The organism is Anaerocolumna sp. AGMB13025, from assembly GCF_029689925.1.
Taxonomy (GTDB): Bacteria; Bacillota; Clostridia; order Lachnospirales; family Lachnospiraceae; genus Anaerocolumna.
The window spans coordinates 49,841-73,443 of record NZ_CP121445.1; the positions used below are offsets into that span (position 1 = coordinate 49,841).

Here is a 23,603-nt window from a genome sequence, read left to right on the forward strand (position 1 = left end):
ATGAAGGTAAAAAAATCTTTACTAAATGCCATAGCAAAGCTTGGTTACAAGAGTGCTATGACAGCTGGTGGAACTGCATCTCAGTATGGAGTTTACCAGGCAAGAGAACCAAAAGCAGTTTCTGATTTAAGAAGTAAGAAAAAGGCTTAATGTAATGTAACCGATGAATACTGGGGAGTATATCATTATAGATGCCCTGAACCATACAGATAATTGTAAGGTTCAGGGTATATTTTTATTTTATGAGGCTGTCGCAAATCAAAGACTAAATTACCTGGGAGAAAATAAGGATTATATTTTGCAACAGCCCCTGTAAAATAAAAACAGGACCTGCTGGTAACGGCAGCCAGAAGAAAAGTTTCATTAAAGCTTTTCTGCGTATCTGCCGAAATATGTTTTAATAAAAGGAAAGCAATTCCGGTAAAAGAGAGAGTGAAATCGATGAATATTAATGGAGTGTATGGGAATGGAAATCTTTTAGTACAAGAGCAAGCGACCAGCCCGGTACCAAAAGAAGAAACCAGCAATCTGAGTGTGAAAAACAATACTGGGACCGAAACTATACCGGCTGTCAATGATACAGGTTATACTACCTATGCCCAGGAGGACCTGCTAAATAAGACAGAAGAGAAAGATAAGGAAGAAGACTCTTCTCAGGATAAACAACAGGATACTACATCGGACCGTATGACAGAGGAGGACTATAAGTCGATTCATGACGAGGGTATCTCCCTGGAGAAATATGACAAAGAACGGTTAGCCAGAGCCTTAGACCGGGTTAAAAATCAAAGAGAAGAAAAAGAGACCGGTATCACAAAGCAAAAAGAAATTTTAGATAAAAAAACGGAAGACATACAGAATATGACTGACCATGGTACTAAAACGGAAAAGATCGTTCAAAAGTTAATAGAAACGGGGTTGCCGGTAACGCCTGCTAATATTGCCAAAATAGCTACTGCCATGGAGCTGGCAACTAGTGCCTATAATTTTTCTGACAAATCCATGATTTATTTAATTAAGAACAATTTAGAACCTACCATTGAAAATTTATATAAAGCCCAGTATACCGGCAGCTTTCATGCAAAGAATGAGATATCTGAGCAGGATTTTAAGAGCCTTTATGGACAGGTAAATGAAATAATAGAAAAAGCAGGTCTAAAACCAGATAATGAGACGATACAGTCAGCCAAATGGCTATTAAATAATCAGTTACCCTTGACAGAAGACACACTTTGGGCGTATCGGGATTTAAAGCAGTTAAAGAATAAGGCAGAGGAAGCTGTAATATTAGATAAAGCAGTGAAAGCATTTGCTGCCGGTAAAAATCCGGAAACAGCCTCTCTCGGGACGGCTGATTTGGACAGGGCAGGGGAAGCCATTAAGGCATTTTCTGAGATATCGGAGGATGACGTAAAAGCGGTTGTAAAAGACCTTGATCTAAACCAGATTAACTTAAAAGAATTACAAAAAGCCAGGCAGCAGCTTAAAGATAATGTAGCCAAACAGTCCGGGAAACCTGTAGAGACCGAAGCACTCTTAAAAGAAGCGAAGGAGGAGGATTCCTCAGAGATCGATATTAAGACGATAACGGTAAGAAGACAGTTGGAAGAGATCCGTCTTAAGATGACTTTAGAGTCCGGTCAGCAGTTAATAAAAAAAGGCTTCAGACTGGATACAGATGCTCTTAGCAAACTGGTGGATGGTTTAAAAGAGGTAGAAGACAGATATTATAAAAATCTTTTAAAAGAAGGAAGCGCCCAGGTTAACGGGGAGAATATTAAGACCTTAAAGAATAGTTTAGAAAGTGTAAAAGAATTAAAAAGCATACCCAGCTATATTCTTGGAAGTACCCTTTCCGGCCGTAATTTAGAAACAGTAAACAGTCTTGTCAGTGCAGGTACCGAGTTAAAAGACAACTTGAGTAAAGCGGGTGAAGCTTATGAAACCCTAATGACAAAACCCAGGGCTGATATGGGGGATTCCATAACCAAAGCATTTCGTAATGTAGATACTATATTAGAGGATATGAAGCTTGAAACCACCCAGGCTAATGAAAGAGCAGTCCGTATCTTAGGTTACAACGGAATGAATATTACGGAAGACAATATATTGGCGGTTAAGTCCTATGATGAACAAGTGAACCAGTTGATGAAAAATTTTAAACCGGCAGTTGCGGTAGAATTAATTAAAAAGGGAATTAATCCCCTTAATATGCCTATTGAAGAACTAAACCAGCAGATAGAAGGCATACAAAGTGAATTGGGAATCACAGAAGATGAAAAATACAGTAAATATTTATGGAAGCTGGAAAAAAGTAAAAGTATCACGGAAGATGAAAAAAAATCTTATATCGGAATTTACCGTTTATTAAATACAGTAGAGAAAACAGACGGAGCAGCGCTAGGTTCCGTATTAAAAGCGGATAAAGAGGTAACCATGCAAAACCTCCTGACCGCAGTCAGAACCTTTAAAAGCGGCGGTGTGGATACGGCGGTGGATGACGGTTTTGGTTCCCTCACAGAGCTTTCCTATTCCAGAGAGAGTATAACGGAGCAGTTAAATACTGTCTTTAAGCAATCCGGACAAACGGATGATTCCAGTGAGATACCCGGTAAACACACGGAAAAATTCAACTATACGAATCGGTTATTAAAAGATATTATGGAAGAAATAACGCCGGATAAGCTGAATAAGCTTGGTAATACCGAAGAGATATTAACCATGTCTGTCGAGGCACTTAAGGAGGGACTTAACGTTACTACGGAAAATGCTGATACAGACAGCAGGTACTGGAGTCAGAAACTAGAGGATTACCAGGAAATAATGAACCAGTCCGACAGCGCTCTAAAGCTCCTAAATTCTTATGAGGTTCCGGCAAGCCTTCCGAATATACAGGCTGCCAAGGATTTACTAAGTACAGACAAATCATTTTATAAGCAGTTAGACCGTCTGTTTAAGGGAAATAGCGTAAATGATACCAAAGGAGAGGATATCAAAAATACTGGCAGAGATACCCTAGGAAATAATTATGCAGGTATTGATAATGGTGAACTAGAAAGTTCGAACCAGGCGACGCAGGATTTATCAAATATTTCAGAGGGGCTTATCGATGCTTTAAAGAGTCCGGCCAGTATGAAAGAGCAATATAAAGTAGTAGAACAGGATGTAACGAAGCTCTTGAATCAAATGTATGCAAACCCGGTAATTACTTCCCAGGATATTGCCACCTTGCAGCGGATTAATTATGGGATGTCTTTTCTTACTACCATGGCCAGTAAGGAAAGTTATGAAATTCCTCTTGCGGTTGGAGAGGATATTACCAATGTTAATGTTACCGTGTTAAAGAATACAGGAGAAACCGGAAAAGTTAATATTACCTTCGATTCACAAACACTGGGAAATATTACGGTTAATCTTTCCGTCAGGGATAAGGGGTTAAATGCTCTGATAACTTCTGATAACCGCCAGGGGCTGAATGAAATCCGAAATAATAGTCAGGCTTTAAGAGAAGCAGTTACCGGTTTGGGGGTTGAAATCAAACAATTAAATTATGGAATAGGTAATAAATTATCAGATACTTACCGATATACAAATTATAAAACGGATAGAGAAGTAAAAGAAAGTGAGAATACGGAGACAGATGAGGTCTCAACAGGTACGTTATACAGCCTTGCTAAAACATTTTTGGTACACATAAAACAGATGGAACAAGATGCATATAAACCGTGAAGAACAGATAGGAGTCAGATATGAGAATTAACCATAATATTTCAGCATTAAAATCAAACAATCAGTTAGCCAAAACAAATAATGCCCTGGATAAAAGCCTGGAGAAATTGTCCTCAGGTTTTCGTATTAACCGTGCCGCCGATGATGCAGCGGGCATGGCTATTTCCCAAAAAATGAAGACCCAGATAGCAGGTCTTGATCAAGCCTCCAGAAACTCCTCCGATGGTATCTCAATTATTCAAACAGCGGAAGGTGCCTTAAACGAAGTAAACTCTATGCTGCAAAGAATGAGGGAATTAGCAGTTCAGGCTGCCAACGGAACCAATACCCTGGAGGACAGAAAGTCTGTACAGAGTGAAATTGACCAGTTACAGGAGGAAATTAAAAGAATTTCCACTACCACGGAGTTTAATACAAAAACCTTACTGGATGGAAATCTTGATAATATGTCCTATTCCGATAATTCTGCAGTAAAGCTGGTGTCCTTATCGGATCAGGTGGAGCCTGGAAAGTACACAATAACGGTAACAGATGAAGCAAAGAAAGCCGTAGCTACCGGTGCGGCTACAATTGATAAAGACCATATCATAACGGATGCTGAGGCCGGAACCATTAATATTAATGGAAACGAAGTGAAAATTGAGGCAGGGGATACCATGGAAGAGGTATTCGAGAAAATCCGTAATACCTGTGACACTGCCAACGTTAAGGTATTTACTACAAATAATCTGACGGCTCCGACTCCGGCACAGGTAATTGCTTCCCCGGATACTGCCGGATACTCTGCGGTTGCTCTGGCTGATAATACAGCACTGGTATTTGTATCAAAAGGTTACGGCAGTGATGAATCTATCAATATTTATTGTGATAATGCAAGTTTAAAAACTGCACTTGGAATTACGACAGTTACTGCAACTGCAGGCACAGATGCCAAGGCTACATTAGGGGCAGGATTTTCTTCAACAGCTACCGTATCCGTAGAGGGAAATCTGGTAAAGGTTACTGATAATAATGATTTTGAGATGGTATATGATGCACAGCCAGGCTCCTCGGCTGGTACGGGTGTTACTAATACAACCGTTTTAGATGCGGGTCCTATGAAACTACAGATTGGAGCGAATGAAAATCAGCTTATGAAAGTACGTATACCCAAAGTAGATCCTTCTACCTTAGGTATTGACAGTGCCAATGTCTGCACCGATGAGGGAGCCCAGAAAGCCATAACCCAGTTTGAGGACGCCAATACAAAAGTAACCGGAATCCGTGCGAAACTGGGTGCTTATCAGAACCGTCTGGAACATGCTATATCAAATCTGGATACTACCTCTGAGAATATGACAGAAGCTTTATCCCGTATCGAAGACGTAGATATGGCAAAGGAAATGGCGAATTATACCCAGAAAAATGTTTTGTCTCAGGCAGGTACTTCTATGCTTGCACAAGCCAATCAAAGACCACAGTCTATATTGACATTATTACAAGGCTGATAGTTCTTAGTAAGTTAATACAGAAAGGCATTGGTATATAGATGGAAAAGGATATGATGAAGGCTTTTGCGGCCAGGGTAACACAGGCCTCCAGAACGGAACTGGTGGTTATTATGTATGAAGTGATTCTGACTGACATTGATTGTGCGAAGACCTGTTATAACAAGGAGGATACCGTAAAATTTGAGCAGGAATTAAAACATGCGCAGCGGTTTCTCAATGAATTGATGGCAACGCTTAATTACCGCTATGAACTTTCCTATCAGCTTATGAGCCTGTATATTTTTATCAATAAGTCTTTGGTGACTGCTGTTTTTCAGAAAAACGCCGATATACTGGAGGAAGCAGAAGCTGTACTTAAGGTTTTATTAGAAGGGTTTAAAGGTACTGTTAAGGAGGATTTATCGGGACCGGTTATGCAAAATACCCAGCAACTATATGCTGGACTTACCTATGGCAGAGGTGTTTTGAATGAGACATATCTTAATGCGAATGAACAAAGCAGAGGGTATAAGGCGTAGATAGAATTCGTTTGGAGATAGTTTAAAAGCCGGTAAAAGACTGAAAAAGTCTTTACCGGCTTTATTTTTTTCCATAGTATTTCTTCTTTTATTATTTTTTTTGGGGGTGTATCTTTTTGATTAGATGCAATGTAAAATATACGGCAAATGCTGGCTTAAGAGCCGTTACTTTTCCTGAAAATTCTGATTATATGATGGAGTAATCGTTATCCATTTCTTTTGCTTGCTTTAGGAGAAATTTATATCTTTTTTGAATGGCGTTTACTTCATAAATATAGCAGTCAATTAAATCAGGATCAATTACGTTTTCAAAATTAGAATATGCGGATTCCAGAGCAAGCTTTGTCTTTTTAATTTCGCCCAGCAATGCATCATTTTGCTTCTTTTTCGTCTTTGAAAACAACTTCATTCATGCTCCAATCTACCTGATAGCAGGCTAAAATAAGAATTATTATAAATATAGTATAGTCAGGCTGTTACTAGAATATACTAATTTATAGAAAAATTTACCTAAAATATTAAAAGGAGGAAACGATGGAAAGTCAGATATTCGTGGTTATCATTATAATTTGTATTGCTTTAATTGCATTTGGATTAATTAAGCACCGTTTTGATTTACTAGTTAATTTTGGTCTTCGTATCTTTTCCGGATTACTTGGTATCTATCTGCTTAACAGCTTATTATCAAATTTTCATTTGGCTTTAGGAGTCGGAACCAACGGGTTAACTGCACTTGTCATAGGGCTGCTTGGTCTGCCGGGATTTTTGCTGGTTTATGGTGTGGCAGCGTTTTATTATTTTACATAGAGAATATCTCATAACTTTGCATTTTGAATAGTAACAGCTTCTTTTAAACCTCTAAAGGTTACTTTAACTGATAAAAGTTTTAAGGGGATAATAGAGCAATATAGTTCTTCTTGGCAAAATAGAACAGCAAAAGATTTTGAAAATATAGATATAATATTGAATAAAAATATTTATGGATTTGATAACGATGATAGAATAAAAATGAAAATGGACGTGAAAGAATTTATTGCTACGACTACTTATGGACAGTTAGTAATTAAAAAGATTAACTCAGGTTTAGATTATTTAGTTGAAAAAGAATTAGGATGCTTATTATTATAGGTATTACTATTCTTTTTTATTAGTAAACATTTTTTATAAATTAGTTATGATTATAAGCATATAATGGAAGTCTTTTATTAATAAAAATCTGAAGATTATGTTATATAATTTATGTTAAAAGCACTAAAAATAGTGAAATTTATTGTGTACTATGCCATGTATGACTATATTAATTTGAACGTAAAAATAAATAAAAAAAAGTATATAATTTGGTATAAGTAATGAAAATACAAAAATTACATAATTTTGGTTGAAAAAAATAAAAACAGGGTGTAAGATAACGTTATCTTAAAAATCTGTGAGGTGAGGTCCATCAGTTTAAAAATGACTTGCCTTGTCTGCCTGCTTCTATTGGCTGTAATAATGGATTTAAAATCCTATAAAATCAGCAATTATTTAATTCTGACCGGAGTGTTTACCGGATTCATTTTTCAATATTATGAGCATGGTCAGGCTGGTATAAGTTTATGTTTTTTTGGAATGATTATGCCTATCGTGATTTTGTTTCCTTTATTTATAATAAAAGCCTTAGGGGCGGGGGATATTAAACTTCTTTCCGTTATCGGAAGTTATATGGGCATTATCTATGTGTTTAAGTCTATTGCAGCTGCTTTTATAATCGGAGCAGTTATGTCACTTATTTATCTTATAAGATACAGACAAGTATTTTATCGATTCCATTATCTTTTTTGCTATATTCAAACTGTTATCTCCAATTTTACGGGTCAGGAAAAAACCAGAGAAGGAATAAAACCTTATTATGATAGGAAAAGAGACGGGAATAAAGGGGTTATACATTTTTCTATTCCTATTTTAGGCGCAGTACTGTTGCAGGTTATTCTGGGGATTTACTAACCCCTGACTACAAAGCAGATTATAAAAGGAAAGGGGGTGGAAAATGAACAATACATTAGCTGTTTGCGACAGGGAAGCAGAGTATGCCAATCATCTGATGGAATATATAAAAAGAAAACAAAAAAAGCAGTTTCAGGTATGTGTTTTTACTAATATGGAAAGCCTTAAAGCATATTTAAAACAAAGTACGGTGTATATTTTACTGATACAGGAAGAATTGGCAGAAGAGGCTTATAATTGTGATAATATAAAACATATTTGTATTTTATCTGAGACAGATTACTCTGGATCCAAGGATAATGTACCGATTATTTATAAGTATCAATCTGCAGAAGTTGTCTTAAAAGAGCTGTTTGGCTTTTTTCCTCTAAACGATACCCAGCCAAAACTTAATAATACTTCAGGGCGCTATGCAGAAATCATCAGTGTATTTTCGGTAGGTGATGATATCGTATCCCAGTTATTTGCATATGCTCTGGCAAAGCAATACTCCTTCTTAAGAAGGACCTTATATATTAATTTAAACATCTTACCGATTCTACCCGCTATATCAGGCTATAAGACAGATAAAAGCCTATCTGAATTTATCTATTTTCTTAAACAGAACAATCCCAATATGACCGCCAAAATGTATGAATATATAACGAATCACGAAACTCTTGCTTCTATGGAGGGGGTAACCTTTGGTCCGGATTTATATGAACTGCTACCGGAAGATATCGTCCATTGGCTGAATATTATTCTGCAAAACACGAAGTATGAAGTTATCGTATTTGATGTTGGCAGTTATTTTCAAGCTGGGTTGGAAGTTTTTAAAAACAGCACCAGATTACTGCTTCTCTTAGGGCAGGGTTACTGGGAACAGTGGAAAGCTGATAATTTTAAAGAGCAGCTGGAATGGTCGGGAAATGAGGAGATAGCAGAGAAACTTATCCTGGTACCGGTTACAGATGAGATAAAGATTAATTTACAAGCTGTTACTGCGGAGAATTTTGAGTTTGAAACCGGTAATTTAAGTCTGGCAGCAGAGTATATTATAAAATGAGAGGTTGGTATGGATGATCAAAAGCAAGAACTTCAGGAATTGGTTATAAGGGAAATTGATTTATCAAAAGAATTAGAAGATGAAGAAATACTTGAGGTAATAGATGAAATTCTTTTAAATAAAAGCAGGACGAGCTATATCAGTATGCAGGATAAAAGAAGGCTTAGAAAAGACATTTTTAACTCTATAAGAAGACTTGATATCCTACAGGAACTGGTGGAGGATACGTCTATTACAGAAATTATGATTAACGGTGCTAAAAATATATTTATTGAGCAGAACGGTGCGATCAGACCCTGGATTAAGCAGTTTGAATCGGAGAAGAAATTAGAGGATGTGGTCCAGCAGATTGTATCCAAGTCAAACCGTATCATTAATGAGGCTAGTCCCATTGTAGATGCCAGACTGCCGGATGGGTCCAGGGTTAATATTGTACTTCCCCCTGTGGCGCTGGAAGGACCCGTAGTTACCATCCGAAAGTTTCCGGACAATCCAATTACAATTGATAAACTAATCCAAATTGGAGCAGTAACCATAGAAGTCTCCAGGTTTTTAGAGGAGCTGGTAATTGCAGGGTATAACATATTTATCAGCGGAGGAACAGGTTCTGGCAAAACCACTTTTTTAAATGTACTATCCAACTTCATTCCAAAGGATGAAAGAGTCATTACGATAGAAGACTCTGCCGAACTCCAGATCAGGTCCATACCCAATCTTGTGAAACTGGAAGCCCGGAATGCCAATGTAGAAGGTAAGAATGCGGTTACCATAAGGGATTTGATTAAGGCAAGCCTACGTATGCGGCCGAACAGAATAATCGTCGGGGAAGTCAGAGACGCCGCCGCAATCGATATGCTGCAGGCTATGAATAGCGGTCATGACGGCTCCATGTCCACAGGACATGCCAACTCAACAATTGATATGCTAAATCGTTTGGAAACACTGGTGCTAATGGGAACCGATATCCCCCTTATGGCAGTCAGAAAGCAGATAGCCTCTGCAATTGATATTATTGTACATTTAGGAAGGCTAAGGGATAAAAGCAGAAAAGTCCTCGAAATCTCGGAAGTCCTTGACTGCATGGATGGAGAAATTGAAGTTAACAAACTCTATGTATTTAAAGAAGAAGGAGAAGATGAGAATGGCAGCGTACTGGGGAAACTGCAAAAAACCAATAATGAATTAATTAATTTATCAAAATTAAGTAAGGCGGGAATTCTGTGATAATCAATTATAGTATATATCATTATTCCAACAAAGAATGGATGGGTTATTTCCTCCAGGGAGCTGCTTTTGGTGGGTTTATCGGCTATTTATTTTATGCCGATCTAGCAGGGGTTTTCTTATTAACCATCTATGGATTTGTCCATGTACATATAAAAAGAAAACAGCTCATAAAGGATAGAAAATGGCAGTTGAATCTGGAATTCCGGGATGGATTGTCCAGTTTGTCGGCAGCATTAAATGCGGGTTATTCCATAGAAAATGCTTTTAGCCAGGCTGTTACCGATTTAAAGCTTATGTACTCTGAGGAGGCCTTAATTGTTCAGGAGTTTGAAGGAATTGTAAAACAGATTAATATGAACCGGACAGTGGAAGAGGCGTTAAACGATTTTGCCAATCGAAGCAGTGTTGAGGATGTAATCAATTTTGCAGAAGTTTTTGCAACAGCAAAACGAACTGGCGGGGATATTATTAAAATTATACGGACGACAGGTAATAGTATGAATGACAAGCTAGAGGTGAAAAGGGAAGTAGTTACATTAATTACCGGGAAGAAATTTGAAGCTAATATCATGAGTCTGATACCCATCTTTATTATTATTTATCTTCGGATGTTTTCATCAGATTTTTTGGAACCGTTATATCATAATCTGTTTGGGGTTATATTTATGACGATTATATTGATTTTGTATTTAGGGGTTTATCAATTGACTAGAAAGATTATTAATATTGAAGTTTAAGGGTAAGTGGTTGTATGTATTCTTAAAAAGGGAGGTTAGATGGTCTTATTAAATTTAGTTTTATTAATTGCATTCGTGATACTTTGGTTACTATCTAAAAAGTACCAAATAGATGTTGTTAACAGCCTTGATGAAAAAGAGTACCATTTTAAAGCTTTGTATCCGTTCGGTTTTTACCTTATGGATAAGTTTGGACTTTATAAAAAAAAGTCCTCCAATCACCTAGAAGAACCCTTAAAAGCAGTTTATGTAGGGGAACAGATGGAGATTGTTAAAAGACTTTATCTATGCAATAAAGTAGTCGTAGCAGCCCTTATCATATTTGCAGCCAATTTCTTTGGATTAATAAGCGGTGTACAGTCTTTTCAGAATAAACAGCTTTTGGAGGGAAACTATCTGTTAAGACCTGGTTATGAGCAAGGCTCAAAATCGGTTGATTTAAAAGTAAATGTATCTGAAAAGGATACCTCGGTTCTGGAAGAAGAGATACATATTGAGTTGGAAGAAAAACAGTATGACGAAGCAGAAATCAGGAAACAGTTTCAGCATGCGAAAGACTATATTGATGCTCATCTACTAAACAATAATCAATCCCCAGAGCATGTTCTGTCAGATCTTAAATTTATTACTAAAATACCGGATACCAGGGTATCAGTTACTTGGACCAGTGATAATAGTGAAATAATTGATACAGAAGGGAAGGTGCATAATGAAGAGTTAGGCGAAGGCGTACTTATACCAATCACCGCAAAGCTTATATATCAGGATATGGAAGAAGAATATACCAGGTATTTTAAGGTACTGCCAAAGGTATATACCAGGGAAGAACTTACAAGAAAAAGTCTGACCGAAGCACTTAGTGCCGCGGATAAAGCTTCAAAAATGCAGGACAAGTTGCCTTTACCGGATTCCCTGAATCAACAGAGGGTCTCCTGGGCGGAAAATGAAAATAATACAGGTGGAATGCTTCTGATATTTGGTGTAATAGCAGCGATTCTATTATATTTTTTAATGGACCGGGACCTATATGGTAAGGTTGAAAAAAGAAACCGGGAAATGCTATTGGATTATCCGGAGATCATTAATAAATTTACGCTGCTAGTCGGAGCCGGCATGTCTTTTTCTAATGCCTGGAATAAAATCTCAAAGGATTATAAGGAGAAAGGAGGGAAAAAACGGTATGCTTATGAGGAAATGGTCATTACCTATGGAGAATTAATGTTAGGAACTTCTGAAATAACCGCCTATGAAAGATTTGGACGAAGAGTAAAATTAATACCCTATCTGCGGTTTAGTTCCTTACTTGCCCAAAACGTAAAAAAAGGTTCTTCTGGTCTGTTAAGCCAACTGGAGCTGGAAGCGGCAGAAGCTTTTGAAGAAAGGAAAGAGCTTGCAAAACGAATGGGAGAAGAAGCCGGTACAAAACTACTATTTCCCATGATACTAATGTTATTGCTGGTATTGGCGGTTATTATGGTTCCTGCATTAATTTCCTTTCAAATATAAATCATGAGGCAATTTTTATTACCAGAACATATGGATAAAAGATTAGAATTACATAGTGATAGAAAATAACACATAGGGAAAGAAAATAACACAAAGCTGAAAGAAAATAAAACATAGAAAGACTGCCAGCAATAATCCAGCAATAATCTTTCAGCATTTTAATTATGGCAGTGTTGCAAAGTGACTTGCAATATACATGAGGTAAAATTATGAACCTGATAAAAGAATTTATTAAGGAAGAAGAAGGTATTGCAATTGTTGAAATTATTTTAATTTTAGTACTGTTGGTTGGCTTAGTTCTTATATTCAGGCAAAAAATCACAGATATCGTAAAGAATATAATAGATTCCATTGCCGGTGACATAAATAGTATTACGAAATAAAGCAATATGTCTTGGAAAGACAGATAGGAGTAAGTACATGTGTAAGCAGAAGGAGGGATCCATTACTGTTTTTTTAAGCCTTGTATTGTTACTGATTCTGGCTATTACTATGACCACAATAGAAGCAGCCAGAGTGAATGGAGCTAAGGTATATGCGGAACGCGCCTTACAGACAGCTATGGATTCTGTCCTGAGTGAATATTACAGACCCTTATTAGAGGAATATCACTTGTTTGGGCTGGAGGGTAGTTATGGTACGGATAACCTGAATACGGATGTCATAGCAGCTAAATTAAGGAATTATATGGAATATACCTTTAATCCAGGTAAGGATCTTAAAGATTCAGGGGGGAATCCCTATCAGCTTTTTAATCTATATGGTATTAATACAGACAATGCAGCTATTAATAAAACCAATACATTAACAGATTTTAATGGAGAATTATTTGTTAATCAGGCAGTTTCTTATATGAAGTATAAAGAAATCAGCGGTGGAATAGAAGGTTTTTTGCCTAAGCTTTTAGACACCCAGGAAACAGAAAAAGCACAGGCTGTTCTGGAAGAAAAACAAGAAACCGAAGAAAGTTTATATGAGATTGATGAGAGAATATTAAATCTGATGCGTTTAATTGACGGTATTACGATTAATGAGAAAGGCGTGAAGGTAAACAGGGACGGCAAAATAGCAATACAGAATTATTTTGTTAAAAAAATCATTACATTACCGATAACAAAAGCGAATCTTGGCATACAAAATGACCTTGTATACAGCTCTCTTATGGGTCATTATAGTAATCCAAACCCAAAAATAGACCAAGCGCAAGAAGCAATCAACTCCCTCAATTCTAATGCAGCAAAAAAAGAAGAAGCAGAGGCAGCTTACCAAAGCTTACTGTCAATAGACCAAAGCAGTATAAAAGACCCGGAAGAGTTATCTGCCCTGAAAGAATCTATAGCCGCGGCAATTGATCGATTCGATACCTACAAGCAAATCGAAAAAGGTTTAATCACAACCTTAAACAATAATATGAAAGACCTTAATAATCTGGTAGAAGGAATCCAGCCTGCCATAAAGGCTGCTCAAGAGATAATAGATGAATTAATTCCCTTGCAGGAAGAAGCCGCTTTAAAGATTGAGAATTATGAAACGTATCTAGCGGAAAATAAAGAACAGCTGAAGGAGGAATTTTATCAGGGATTATTAGATGATTTAGCCCAATTAGAAAAATATAAAGGCGGGGGTAACCAAAGTGACTCTATTACACAATATGATTTTATAGGTATGAGAGCTACTCTAAATGCAAATGAAGCTATCTTAATCGCCATAAAGGCAGATACAAGACTAACCGTCACAACGGAGAAAGAATCCTGGAAGGATGTAGAAACAGCACTAACCCACATAAGAAGTTTATTAACAGCTTATAGTCATGATAAACTCCAATTTGATTACAGTACTTTGGAAAAACCGGTAGAAAGCGATTCTTTTTTTTCAGGCATTAGGTCAATTCTTGAAGAGGGTATTATGGGTTTACTAATTGAAGATAAAAACCAACTATCTGATAAAAAGCTAAGTGGTAAAGAACTGCCTTCCACGGTACATAAAATTGAACCGGGGGAAGAGCCAGAGGATATTTCGTCCTCCGTCTCAAATCTTGATCTGGCAGGGGGCGGCAGTTTGTTTTCTGAATTAATGAATGATTTTTCCAAAGGGTTTGATTTGAAAGAAACTGCTGGCAGTGGTGTGGAAGGAGCTGCTAAATTCCTGTTATTACAGGAATATTTATTCGATCATTTTGGAAGCTATAGCATCGACGAACTGCAGGAGGAGATAAAAGCTCTCGATTACGAACTGGAATACATTATAATGGGTAAAAGTACCGATTATGAGAATTTGAAAGCAGTACTGACCCGTCTTCTTTTGATACGCACCGTAATGAATATGATAACCCTGTTAAGTGATAAGAAAAGCAATGAAGAAGCCCGTGCCTTAGCCATTGGATTTGTTGGTTTTACAGGGCTTCCAGCATTGGTAGAAATAACGAAAATGATTGTATTAACAGTCTGGGCTTTTGCTGAAGCACTGGTTGATGCTTCTGCATTGCTCCAGGGGAAAGCGCTGCCCCTTATTAAAAAGAGTGTTGAGATACAGATAGGACTTCATGAGATTTTTTATCTTAATAAAGTACTTATAAAATCCAAAGCAGATCAAATAAAGGAAACAAAAACCGTGTTGGAGCTAAGCTATCAGGATTATCTCAAGTTATTTTTATTTATGGAAAGCCAGGAAAATAAAAGTTTTAGGGCAATGGATCTGATTCAGGAGAATCTGCAGCTTAAATATGAGGATACCTTTTATATAAAAAACTGCCTCTTTGGTTTTTCAACAAAGGCTGATTATAGTATGGATTCCAGATTTATTAAGCTGCCCTTTGTTAAAGAGATGTTAAGCAATGAAGATTATAAGTATGTTTATCATGTGGTTATGGAGTATTCCTATTAAACCAAAATTATAAGGAGATGATAATTTTAATAATAAGAATGCAGATAGGAACGCAAATAAGAACGCAAATAAGAATGCAAATAAGAATACAAATAGGAACGCAAATAGGAACGCAAATAGGAACGTAAATAGGAACGTAAATGAAAGAGTTAACACAAAATATATAATGGAGGTTAAATAAAATTTCAAATTAAAAAATATCATCTTAAAAGGTTTAATAAATTTTACCAATCAACAGTCTAGTTTAGAATGGATCGGGATATCCGTTCTCGTCTTTTATTTCTATAAAAACTAAAAATATTTCAAACAATTTCTCTCTCCAAGAAAACATCATCCAAAACATTTTTTCAGGAACGGATATCCCAATCCATTCTAAGAGGCTGTTTATCCAGTATAAAAAGAGGAAAAGCCATGAGAAGGAATAATAAGAATTTAAAGGTAGCTTGTGGTTCCTTAACGGTAGAGGCAGCACTGGTGTTACCGATTTTTATATATATCATGATTGCTTTTTTGTATTTTCTGCAGATTATCAGATTGCAGGAAATGCTGCAGAATGCAATTACTGAAACAGGATTTTTTACCGCAAAGTATGCTTATGTGTATGATTATATTAAAGAATACGAAACCGAAGAGCCTGAGGATAATAAAAATCTGAAAGAGAATACCTCAGAATCCAGTATAGAAGCAGCTATAGCGAAAACCATTGACAGTACTTTCTATAAAATTAAAATGAAGGATTATCTTAATGTAAATTTATTAAATCAGTTTTGTATTAAGGGTGGTTATAGCGGTATTCATACCAATTTGTCTGCATTTATGGATGAAGAGGAGGCCATCGATATTATTTTAACCTACGATATCAGACTTCCCTTGCTTTTCATTCATATTAAGGATATTCCGATGATGCAGCGGGTACGGCTGCGAGGTTGGAGTGGACATAAGGTTTCTGTTAAAACCTCTTCTCCCGATTCCACCAATGGGAATGAACAAATGGTATATATAACCCAGACCGGCACCGTATATCACTTATACAAAGACTGCACCTACTTAAAACTGTCCATAAAAGAAGTAAATCTAAGTCAGGTAGATGCCCTGCGAAATGATTCTGGAGGTAAGTATAAAAAATGCAATGTATGCGAAGGTGCAATGCCACCGGATTTAAAAACGGTATACATAACAAATACCGGTGACCGGTATCATTGGAATTTAAGTTGCAGTGGTCTGAAACGTACTATATTAACGGTTCCAATTTCGGAAATCCGGGACAGGAGTTTATGCAGCCGGTGCGGTTCGAAGGAATAATATATTATTATAGAAAGGCAGGGTTTTGAAATGCTATATAAAGATTACATCATGACGGCTATTGTTAGTATCTGGTTAATCCTATGCAGTTGGCAGGACATCCGAAAGAAAAAGATACAGTTAGCTTTAATTGGAGCCGGGTTTTTATGCATAATGGCTTACTCGTTTTGGGCAGGCGGTATTACGATTTGGAATCGGGCAGCAGGATTAAGCCTGGGGGTTTTATTACTTATCCTAAATCCCATCACCAGGGGGCAGATTGGCATAGGAGATGGTCTTATCGTCAGTATTATAGGTATCGGATTAGGTTTTCACCGGCTTGCTTTTATACTTGTATATGGTTTATTCGGGGCAGCTATCGTTTCTATTGGGCTAATTATGTTTCGTAAGGTGAACAGGAAAGTTACGATACCCTTTATACCCTTTTTGCTGCTTGGATATTTGGGAGGACTTATCAGCTAATGAAAGGCGGGTTTAATCAAGGGTATCAAGCACAAGACAGCAATACTTCCAGGGTAAGTTACTATGTATCAGGAAGTTATACGGTAGAAATGGCTCTGCTTTTTCCGGTTATAATATTCATAATTGTAGGATTGATTTATTTAGGGTTTTATATGCATGATCAGGATAGGGTGGAAGCAGTTATGAATGATACCTTATTAAAAGGCAGGAATTTAATTCAAAGGGAAGCGGATATGAATACCGGATTCATAGACTATGAGGCATATTATAATCGTGGAATTTTATACTCCTTACAGGACAATCTCCAGAGTAAAGAGCAGGAAATCTACAATTATTTAGAAGAACAGTTGAAAAGCAGATTATTTATAGCTGACATTACCTCTATTGATATTGACGCCAGCCATACCAATTTAAGCATTGAAATTAAAGGAGAAATGATACTTCCATTTCCTGGAATCCGTCCCTTGTTTTCAAAAAGAGGTACTGCGGTAACTGTCACACAGCAAACCTCTATACAAAACAGTGCAGAATTTATCCGGATATTCAGCATATTTTCAGGGGTAGCGGATAAAATGCCTGTAATAGATGAGACATTAAAAAAATTACAGCAAATATTGAATAAATGAAACGAATAATAAGTCGGGTCTATCGTATGGGAGGTGACTTATGTTACAAGCAGAGTATATCAGGGATATGCATAGTAATTTTGTTGTTTTAAAGGGAATAGAAGGCAAGTCATCCGCGTATGGATCAAGGATGATCTTACATAATAATATTCCAGGATTACTAAAAACAGAGTTAAGATCCATTGATAATATGGATTTATTTTATTATGATGTAACTTCTAAAAAATCCCTTGCGGAGATTTGGGAAAATAAATCCCTTAACTATTATGAACTAAGAAAAATAGTATCAGATATTCTTATAACCATTCAAAACAGCGGAGAATATCTGCTTTCAGAGAATGATTTTATTATAGAACCTAATTATATATTTCTGGATACCGGCTCTCAGAATATTTTATTATGCCATCTGGTGGGCAGGGATGAGAATATAAAAGAGCAATTGAGCAGACTGATGGAATATCTAATGAATAAAGTAGATTATAAGGATGAAGCAGCGGTAGTTTTAATATATGCTTTATATAAAGAAAGTAAAGAGACAGACTGTACTTTTGAGAAATTATTAAAGGAGATAAATAAAAAGGATAATGAACCGAAAGTAAGAAAAATTAATGTCCAACAGATAGAGAAGATGGAACACAGGAAACCGGAAACAGACGAAACATATTCTGGGCAGAGTGGAGAGAAAACTAGAAAATTTAAAGCCAAAGAGACCCTTTTGGGAAAACCATCTATTCAAGATCTGGATAGTAAAAAGAACCAAAGAGTGAATTTCGCAAAAGAAAAATATAAAAATCAAAAAGTTCATAATCAAAAAAATAAAAACCAGAGGACACAAAACCAGAAGACACAAAAACAATTAGATCAAAGTAGAATAAGGCAAAAGAATCAAAAACGTATGAGTCAAAATGAAAAAGATCAAAATGGAAAAACTCAAAAGACACTAATTCAAAATGCACGAAACCATAATGTTATTCAGCCAACACAAAATGTTTTTGTTCAGAAAAACTTTAATAAAATAACACATAACCCCGGTTATCAATCATCTTTTCATCAAAATATAACGATTCTTACTGGAAAGATCCAATTCTGCATAAAAAATTTATTTCATAAATTTATTGTTAAAAGTACTGAGTTACCTCCCCCTTCACTGGAAAATCTGTCAGAACTGGAAGAGGTGGAAAGTGAGAGAGAAGTTCAGTATTTCGGATTAAAAACATTTGTTTTAGCGGGTATTTCTATACTAGCCGGTATCATCATTTTGATAATAGCCTTGCAATTTAACTTATTGGATAACACCTTTGGTACACAAATAGATAGTATTAAACTTATTAGTTGCATTATCATTTTGGCTTGTATGGAAGCTTATGCCTTAATGAAACTTTTTGATACAAAAAACAAATTATCGAGAATCAAAACGGTAATAGAATATGCAGAAATTGAACCAGGGGATGCAGAATCAAAACCTGAATATGCAGAAATCAATGCAGACAAAGTTGCAGAATCAGAACCTGAATATGAAGAAAAAAATACAGATAAAGAAATGATATGGGAAGGCAGCAGGTGTTTTGATGATAAGGATAGTCAGGTTCAGGAGACTACTCAGTTTTTGTGGCAGAAGGACAGCAGTGACGAAGCAGAGAATACAGTAATTTTATCACAGCTTAAACCCTGGAAGCAGTACCACTTGGTTAGGTCAGATAATGAGATACAAAAGGAAATACCGGTTGATCATTTCCCGTTTCTTATTGGAAAATTAAAAAAAGGTATGGATTTATTAATAGAAGATACCTCCGTCAGCCGAAGACATGCCAAGTTTACAAAAGAAGGGGAGGATATATTCCTTACGGATTTAAATTCAACGAATGGTACCTATATAAATGGTATAAGGATGGCAGCAAATAAGCCATATCTTCTTCATGAGAAAGATGAAATCGTATTCTCGCAGGTGAAGTATATTTGGTCGGTATTAATCAGAGAGAATTAAGTTACATTTGATAACAGATAAGAATCATTATAAAGCACGGCAAGAGACTGCTGCAAATTTCAAAGAATAAATCATCTGGTAGAGAACAAGGATTATAATTTGTAAAATTTTATGGAAAGTAAGCGCGGAGGACTGCAAGAAAGGAAATACAGCCGCATATGCGCTTATACCTGGAACAAAATTTTGACGAAATATAATCCTTATTTTATACGCAGTTTGGTATTCTACATTTTATAACAGTCTTTTTTAAAAACAGCCTTCTTGTATTAAAAGTCAAAAAATAGTATAATCTACCATAAGGAATCGTATATTCCATGGGTATTTGAGCAATTCAAACCATAATGTGGAGGGAAGTTACGTGAAGAAATATGTAATGGCGTTGGACCAGGGAACCACCAGTTCCAGATGTATACTATTTGATAAGAAGGGTCAGATGTTAAGCATTGCACAGAAAGAATTTGAACAGATCTATCCGGTAGCCGGTTGGGTAGAGCATAATCCAATGGAGATATGGTCATCTCAGATCAGTGTGGCAGCGGAAGCCATGGCAAAGATCGGAGCCAGCGCAGATGAAATTGCATCCATCGGGATTACCAATCAGCGGGAAACTACTATCGTATGGAATAAGCATACGGGGGAACCAGTTTATAATGCAATTGTATGGCAATGCAGAAGAACCTCTGATACAGTAATGGAACTTAAAAAATCCGGATTTGATAAAGTGATACGAGAAAAAACCGGATTAATACCGGATGCCTACTTTTCCGGTACCAAAATAAAATGGATTTTAGACCATGTAGCGGGTGCAAGGGCAGAAGCAGAAGCCGGCAACCTTCTGTTTGGTACGGTGGATACCTGGCTGATCTGGAACCTTACTAAGGGAAGGGTGTTTGTTACGGATTACACCAATGCTTCCCGGACAATGCTATATGATATTAAAAAACTGGAATGGGATGAGGAGATATTAAAAGAACTGGATATCCCAAAATCCATGCTGCCGGAAGTAAAACCCTCCAGTTACATTTATGGTCATACGGATTCCGGTCATCTTGGGGGTGCCATACCCATTGCCGGTGTAGCCGGGGACCAGCAGGCTGCCTTATTCGGACAATGCTGCTTTGAGCCGGGTGAAGTTAAGAATACTTATGGAACCGGCTGCTTTTTATTAATGAATACAGGAAATGAAGCCATCTGGTCCCAGCATGGCTTGTTAACAACAATAGCAGCCAGTGAACCGGATAAGGTTCAGTATGCCCTCGAAGGCAGCGTATTTGTAGCAGGAGCAGCAATTCAATGGCTTCGGGATGAACTTGGGATTATACGGAATGCAGCCCAATCAGAAGAATATGCCATGTCGGTAGATGACACAAGCGGCGTTTATGTAGTGCCTGCATTTTCAGGACTTGGAGCACCATACTGGGATCAGTATGCAAGGGGTACCATTGTTGGTATTACCAGAGGGTTTAATAATAAACATCTGGTACGGGCAACCTTAGAAGCCATAGCTTATCAGACCAATGATGTACTTAATGCTATGGAACGAGATGCAGGCAATCGGTTAAAGTCCTTAAAAGTAGACGGTGGAGCGTCTGCTAATAATTTTTTAATGCAGTTTCAGGCTGATATATTGGATACAGTGGTTCACAGACCTTCCTGCATTGAAACTACGGCTTTAGGTGCTGCATATCTTGCCGGACTAGCAACCGGATATTGGAAGGATAAAACAGAGATTAAGGAAAACTGGGCACTGTCAAAGACCTTTACTCCACATATGGAAGTGGAAAAGCGGGTACAACTAATAACCGGATGGAAAAAGGCAGTGAAGCATTCCTTTAACTGGGCCGAGTAATAATTAACAAAGCAGTAGCAATAATAAATTAATAAAGCAATAATAATTTATGTAATAATATATAACTAAGAATAACTATACATTACCAGGTAATTCTTCTTATAGGGAAGGGCAAGATCAAGGAAAAGGATCATAAATACATGATAATAGATAGAATCAGATCAAAACTGTTACAAAGAGGGTTTAAGGAAGTTCAGGTAAATGCAGACGGTATTTATCTGCTTTCTTATAATGCCGGTCAGGAAGTTAATGTGATTGTATTTTTTGACTGTCCCGGGGGCTTGGAATTTACTACGGAACAATATAAGAATATCAGGGATCAGCTCCAAAGGAATTATTCCCAGAGAGGTTTTACCGGCATCCGTATACAGCTTATCATCTGTACGAATCACATTGAAGCAGTTAGAAGGCTCCAGCCAGGCGAAAGCAATGAATGGCTCCTGGATATGAAAAACTTACGGTTAATTATTTATGAAAACCAGAACCCTGACTTTATGGGTATCAGAAATGAGATAGAAGAAATATTATTAAGCGCACAGGTATCAAATCTTGGGGAAGAATCTTTACACACACCATTGTATGAAAAACCGGTATATCCTGAGAATCGATCCTTATGGTCAAGGTATTTTTCAAAATGCAATACCTTTCTTATCCTTATTAATGTACTAGTCTTCCTATTTGTAGAAGGGAAGGACAATACCTCAATAGCTACGAACAAAGTCCTTGACTTTGGTGCTTTGTACTGGCCGGCAATCCGGTATAATTACGAATATTACCGGTTATTTACTTATATGTTTTTACATGGCGGCATTGAGCATCTGGGTAATAATATGATTGTGCTTTTAATTATTGGTGATAATTTGGAGAGAGCAGCAGGAAAGTTTAAGTACCTGTTAATCTATTTTGGCTCAGGAGTTATTGCAGGGATTGTCTCCATGAGTTATAATATGTTAAATAATACGAATACGGTGTCTATCGGAGCCTCAGGTGCCATCTTCGGAGTGGTAGGCGCTGTGGCGTATATAGTTGTAGTAAACAAAGGACGCTTAGAAGACATCAGTACAAGACAGATTGCTCTTTTTGTTGTGTTCAGCCTATATGGCGGACTTACCAGCCAGGGTGTTGACAACGCCGCCCATATCGGCGGTTTGGCAGGAGGAATCCTATTGGCAGCCATATTTTATCGTAAACAAAAGAAAAGAGAACCGGAAAGGGGTTAATGTATGAATGTAAATATCTACTACGGCGGACGGGGGTTAATCGAAGACCCCACAATATATGTCATTAACAAGTTAACTGAGGTTTTAAACGAAATCCGTGTTAATGTGGTAAAATATAACTTATATGAAGAAAAGAACGCCATTGCTGTTCTGCCTAAGACCTTGAAAGAAGCAGATGGCATCATATTGGCTACAAATGTGGAATGGTTAGGAATCGGGGGCTATATGCAGCAGTTTTTGGATGCCTGCTGGCTGTATGGAGATAAGGAACATATCAGTAAATTATATATGATGCCCATCGTTATGGCTAATTCCTACGGAGAACGGGAAGCAGAACTTTATTTAATAAAAGCCTGGGAAATGCTTGGAGGGATAACCTGTAACGGACTCCGTGCTTATGTGGAAGATCATGTGGATTTTGAGACGAATTCCACATATGGGCAGATAATTGAGAAGCAGGCGGAATTATTTTATAAAGTAATTAATCAGAAGACCAAGATGCTGCCGGCAAGTAATTCAGTAATCAGAAATAATATGCTAAAAGGCTTTTCCAATGATTTAACACCCCAGGAGAATGAACAACTGTCCATGTACGTATCGGACGATACCTATGTTAAGAAGCAGAAAGAAGATATTGAGGAGCTGGCTCAGATTTTTAAAGGAATGCTTGGATCTCAGGAAAAGGAATTAAAACAGGAGTTTATCCATAACATAAGAGAGAATTTTCATCCTTTAAATGATTTTAAAGCCAGTTATACCATAGAAATTAATGATACCATGAAAACCCTGGTCATTGATGTAAACGGTTCCAATCTTAACTGTTATTATGGAGAGAAGGAAGATGCGGATGTTGCCGCCAGAACTACCTATGATGTATTGAATAAAATAATTAACGGACGGATGACGGTCCAGAGAGCTTTTATGTCGGGTGAACTCACAGCAAAAGGTAATTTTAAAACCTTACGGACCTTCGACCAGATATTCCAGTTTAATATCATATAGCTCTGCTCCAAGGAATATTTTTTGTAGGGATTCAAAGGAT

The 23,603-nt window shown here is 37.0% G+C and carries 20 protein-coding genes; 19 read left to right on the top strand and 1 reads right to left on the bottom strand.

Translation table 11 applies throughout. From position 1 onward, the window contains the following. From QA584_RS00225 to QA584_RS00240, 4 genes are all read left to right on the top strand, one after another. Complete coding sequence (locus tag QA584_RS00225; RefSeq protein ID WP_278272522.1) at window positions 1-150, top strand: AgrD family cyclic lactone autoinducer peptide; 150 nt, start codon at window positions 1-3, stop codon at window positions 148-150. 291 nt (window positions 151-441) lie between these two features. Then, complete coding sequence (locus tag QA584_RS00230; RefSeq protein ID WP_278272523.1) at window positions 442-3,729, top strand: DUF6240 domain-containing protein; 3,288 nt, start codon at window positions 442-444, stop codon at window positions 3,727-3,729. 20 nt (window positions 3,730-3,749) lie between these two features. Next, window positions 3,750-5,216 carry a flagellin N-terminal helical domain-containing protein gene (locus tag QA584_RS00235; RefSeq protein ID WP_278272524.1) on the top strand — a complete coding sequence of 489 codons (1,467 nt, stop codon included), beginning with the start codon at window positions 3,750-3,752 and terminating at the stop codon, window positions 5,214-5,216. 53 nt (window positions 5,217-5,269) lie between these two features. Then, window positions 5,270-5,737, top strand: coding sequence for a flagellar export chaperone FliS (locus QA584_RS00240; protein WP_278272525.1), 468 nt, complete (start codon window positions 5,270-5,272; stop codon window positions 5,735-5,737). 187 nt (window positions 5,738-5,924) lie between these two features. Here the strand turns inward: QA584_RS00240 and QA584_RS00245 are convergent, their stop codons facing one another. Next, a complete protein-coding gene (locus QA584_RS00245; RefSeq protein WP_278272526.1) occupies window positions 5,925-6,146 on the bottom strand; it encodes a YaaL family protein in 222 nt (73 codons plus the stop codon). A 125-nt stretch (window positions 6,147-6,271) separates the two neighbouring features. On the opposite strand from QA584_RS00245, the gene QA584_RS00250 reads away from it, so the two are divergent. The 15 genes from QA584_RS00250 to QA584_RS00320 all read left to right on the top strand — a co-directional run bounded on the left by QA584_RS00250 (window position 6,272) and on the right by QA584_RS00320 (window position 23,563). Beyond that, the gene (locus tag QA584_RS00250) at window positions 6,272-6,544 is read left to right on the top strand and encodes a pro-sigmaK processing inhibitor BofA family protein (protein ID WP_278272527.1); all 273 of its coding nucleotides are present in this window, start codon (window positions 6,272-6,274) and stop codon (window positions 6,542-6,544) included. Between the two features lie 684 nt (window positions 6,545-7,228). Beyond that, window positions 7,229-7,720, top strand: a complete 492-nt coding sequence (locus QA584_RS00255; protein WP_278272528.1) for an A24 family peptidase — start codon at window positions 7,229-7,231, stop codon at window positions 7,718-7,720. Between the two features lie 43 nt (window positions 7,721-7,763). Continuing rightward, a complete protein-coding gene (locus tag QA584_RS00260) occupies window positions 7,764-8,765 on the top strand; it encodes a hypothetical protein (protein WP_278272529.1) in 1,002 nt (333 codons plus the stop codon). 9 nt (window positions 8,766-8,774) lie between these two features. After that, window positions 8,775-9,989: a CpaF family protein gene (locus QA584_RS00265; RefSeq protein ID WP_278272530.1), complete on the top strand. Its 1,215-nt coding sequence runs from the start codon at window positions 8,775-8,777 to the stop codon at window positions 9,987-9,989. Next, window positions 9,986-10,729: a type II secretion system F family protein gene (locus tag QA584_RS00270; protein ID WP_278272531.1), complete on the top strand. Its 744-nt coding sequence runs from the start codon at window positions 9,986-9,988 to the stop codon at window positions 10,727-10,729. The genes QA584_RS00265 and QA584_RS00270 overlap by 4 nt, the downstream gene beginning before the upstream one ends. A gap of 39 nt (window positions 10,730-10,768) precedes the next feature. Beyond that, window positions 10,769-12,235: a hypothetical protein gene (locus QA584_RS00275; protein WP_278272532.1), complete on the top strand. Its 1,467-nt coding sequence runs from the start codon at window positions 10,769-10,771 to the stop codon at window positions 12,233-12,235. A 209-nt stretch (window positions 12,236-12,444) separates the two neighbouring features. Continuing rightward, window positions 12,445-12,618: a Flp1 family type IVb pilin gene (locus QA584_RS00280; protein ID WP_278272533.1), complete on the top strand. Its 174-nt coding sequence runs from the start codon at window positions 12,445-12,447 to the stop codon at window positions 12,616-12,618. Between the two features lie 37 nt (window positions 12,619-12,655). Then, window positions 12,656-15,118 carry a DUF5702 domain-containing protein gene (locus tag QA584_RS00285; protein WP_278272534.1) on the top strand — a complete coding sequence of 821 codons (2,463 nt, stop codon included), beginning with the start codon at window positions 12,656-12,658 and terminating at the stop codon, window positions 15,116-15,118. 411 nt (window positions 15,119-15,529) lie between these two features. Continuing rightward, the gene (locus tag QA584_RS00290) at window positions 15,530-16,420 is read left to right on the top strand and encodes a TadE family protein (RefSeq protein ID WP_278272535.1); all 891 of its coding nucleotides are present in this window, start codon (window positions 15,530-15,532) and stop codon (window positions 16,418-16,420) included. Window positions 16,421-16,450: 30 nt separating this feature from the next. Next, complete coding sequence (locus QA584_RS00295; RefSeq protein WP_278272536.1) at window positions 16,451-16,882, top strand: prepilin peptidase; 432 nt, start codon at window positions 16,451-16,453, stop codon at window positions 16,880-16,882. Beyond that, on the top strand, window positions 16,882-17,508 hold the full coding sequence (locus tag QA584_RS00300) for a TadE family protein (protein WP_278272537.1): 627 nt from the start codon (window positions 16,882-16,884) through the stop codon (window positions 17,506-17,508). The genes QA584_RS00295 and QA584_RS00300 overlap by 1 nt, the downstream gene beginning before the upstream one ends. A gap of 40 nt (window positions 17,509-17,548) precedes the next feature. Further along, window positions 17,549-19,492 carry a DUF6382 domain-containing protein gene (locus tag QA584_RS00305; protein ID WP_278272538.1) on the top strand — a complete coding sequence of 648 codons (1,944 nt, stop codon included), beginning with the start codon at window positions 17,549-17,551 and terminating at the stop codon, window positions 19,490-19,492. Window positions 19,493-19,850: 358 nt separating this feature from the next. Then, window positions 19,851-21,341, top strand: coding sequence for a glycerol kinase GlpK (gene glpK / locus QA584_RS00310; protein ID WP_278272539.1), 1,491 nt, complete (start codon window positions 19,851-19,853; stop codon window positions 21,339-21,341). A gap of 140 nt (window positions 21,342-21,481) precedes the next feature. Further along, window positions 21,482-22,561 carry a rhomboid family intramembrane serine protease gene (locus QA584_RS28580; protein ID WP_331487806.1) on the top strand — a complete coding sequence of 360 codons (1,080 nt, stop codon included), beginning with the start codon at window positions 21,482-21,484 and terminating at the stop codon, window positions 22,559-22,561. A 3-nt stretch (window positions 22,562-22,564) separates the two neighbouring features. After that, on the top strand, window positions 22,565-23,563 hold the full coding sequence (locus QA584_RS00320) for an SCP2 sterol-binding domain-containing protein (protein ID WP_278272540.1): 999 nt from the start codon (window positions 22,565-22,567) through the stop codon (window positions 23,561-23,563). The last annotated feature ends 40 nt before the right edge of the window (window positions 23,564-23,603 follow it).

What these genes read in the sequence shown, in the direction of transcription:
- QA584_RS00225 (WP_278272522.1), top strand. Translation starts at nt 1, where the DNA reads ATGAAGGTAAAAAAATCTTTACTAAATGCCATAGCAAAGCTTGGTTAC.
- QA584_RS00275 (WP_278272532.1), top strand. Translation starts at nt 10,769, where the DNA reads ATGGTCTTATTAAATTTAGTTTTATTAATTGCATTCGTGATACTTTGG.
- QA584_RS00240 (WP_278272525.1), top strand. Translation starts at nt 5,270, where the DNA reads ATGATGAAGGCTTTTGCGGCCAGGGTAACACAGGCCTCCAGAACGGAA.
- QA584_RS00230 (WP_278272523.1), top strand. Translation starts at nt 442, where the DNA reads ATGAATATTAATGGAGTGTATGGGAATGGAAATCTTTTAGTACAAGAG.
- QA584_RS00250 (WP_278272527.1), top strand. Translation starts at nt 6,272, where the DNA reads ATGGAAAGTCAGATATTCGTGGTTATCATTATAATTTGTATTGCTTTA.
- QA584_RS00300 (WP_278272537.1), top strand. Translation starts at nt 16,882, where the DNA reads ATGAAAGGCGGGTTTAATCAAGGGTATCAAGCACAAGACAGCAATACT.
- QA584_RS28580 (WP_331487806.1), top strand. Translation starts at nt 21,482, where the DNA reads ATGATAATAGATAGAATCAGATCAAAACTGTTACAAAGAGGGTTTAAG.
- QA584_RS00245 (WP_278272526.1), bottom strand. Translation starts at nt 6,146, where the DNA reads ATGAAGTTGTTTTCAAAGACGAAAAAGAAGCAAAATGATGCATTGCTG.
- QA584_RS00305 (WP_278272538.1), top strand. Translation starts at nt 17,549, where the DNA reads ATGTTACAAGCAGAGTATATCAGGGATATGCATAGTAATTTTGTTGTT.
- QA584_RS00260 (WP_278272529.1), top strand. Translation starts at nt 7,764, where the DNA reads ATGAACAATACATTAGCTGTTTGCGACAGGGAAGCAGAGTATGCCAAT.
- QA584_RS00290 (WP_278272535.1), top strand. Translation starts at nt 15,530, where the DNA reads ATGAGAAGGAATAATAAGAATTTAAAGGTAGCTTGTGGTTCCTTAACG.
- QA584_RS00295 (WP_278272536.1), top strand. Translation starts at nt 16,451, where the DNA reads ATGCTATATAAAGATTACATCATGACGGCTATTGTTAGTATCTGGTTA.
- QA584_RS00280 (WP_278272533.1), top strand. Translation starts at nt 12,445, where the DNA reads ATGAACCTGATAAAAGAATTTATTAAGGAAGAAGAAGGTATTGCAATT.
- QA584_RS00265 (WP_278272530.1), top strand. Translation starts at nt 8,775, where the DNA reads ATGGATGATCAAAAGCAAGAACTTCAGGAATTGGTTATAAGGGAAATT.
- QA584_RS00285 (WP_278272534.1), top strand. Translation starts at nt 12,656, where the DNA reads ATGTGTAAGCAGAAGGAGGGATCCATTACTGTTTTTTTAAGCCTTGTA.
- QA584_RS00255 (WP_278272528.1), top strand. Translation starts at nt 7,229, where the DNA reads ATGGATTTAAAATCCTATAAAATCAGCAATTATTTAATTCTGACCGGA.
- QA584_RS00320 (WP_278272540.1), top strand. Translation starts at nt 22,565, where the DNA reads ATGAATGTAAATATCTACTACGGCGGACGGGGGTTAATCGAAGACCCC.
- QA584_RS00235 (WP_278272524.1), top strand. Translation starts at nt 3,750, where the DNA reads ATGAGAATTAACCATAATATTTCAGCATTAAAATCAAACAATCAGTTA.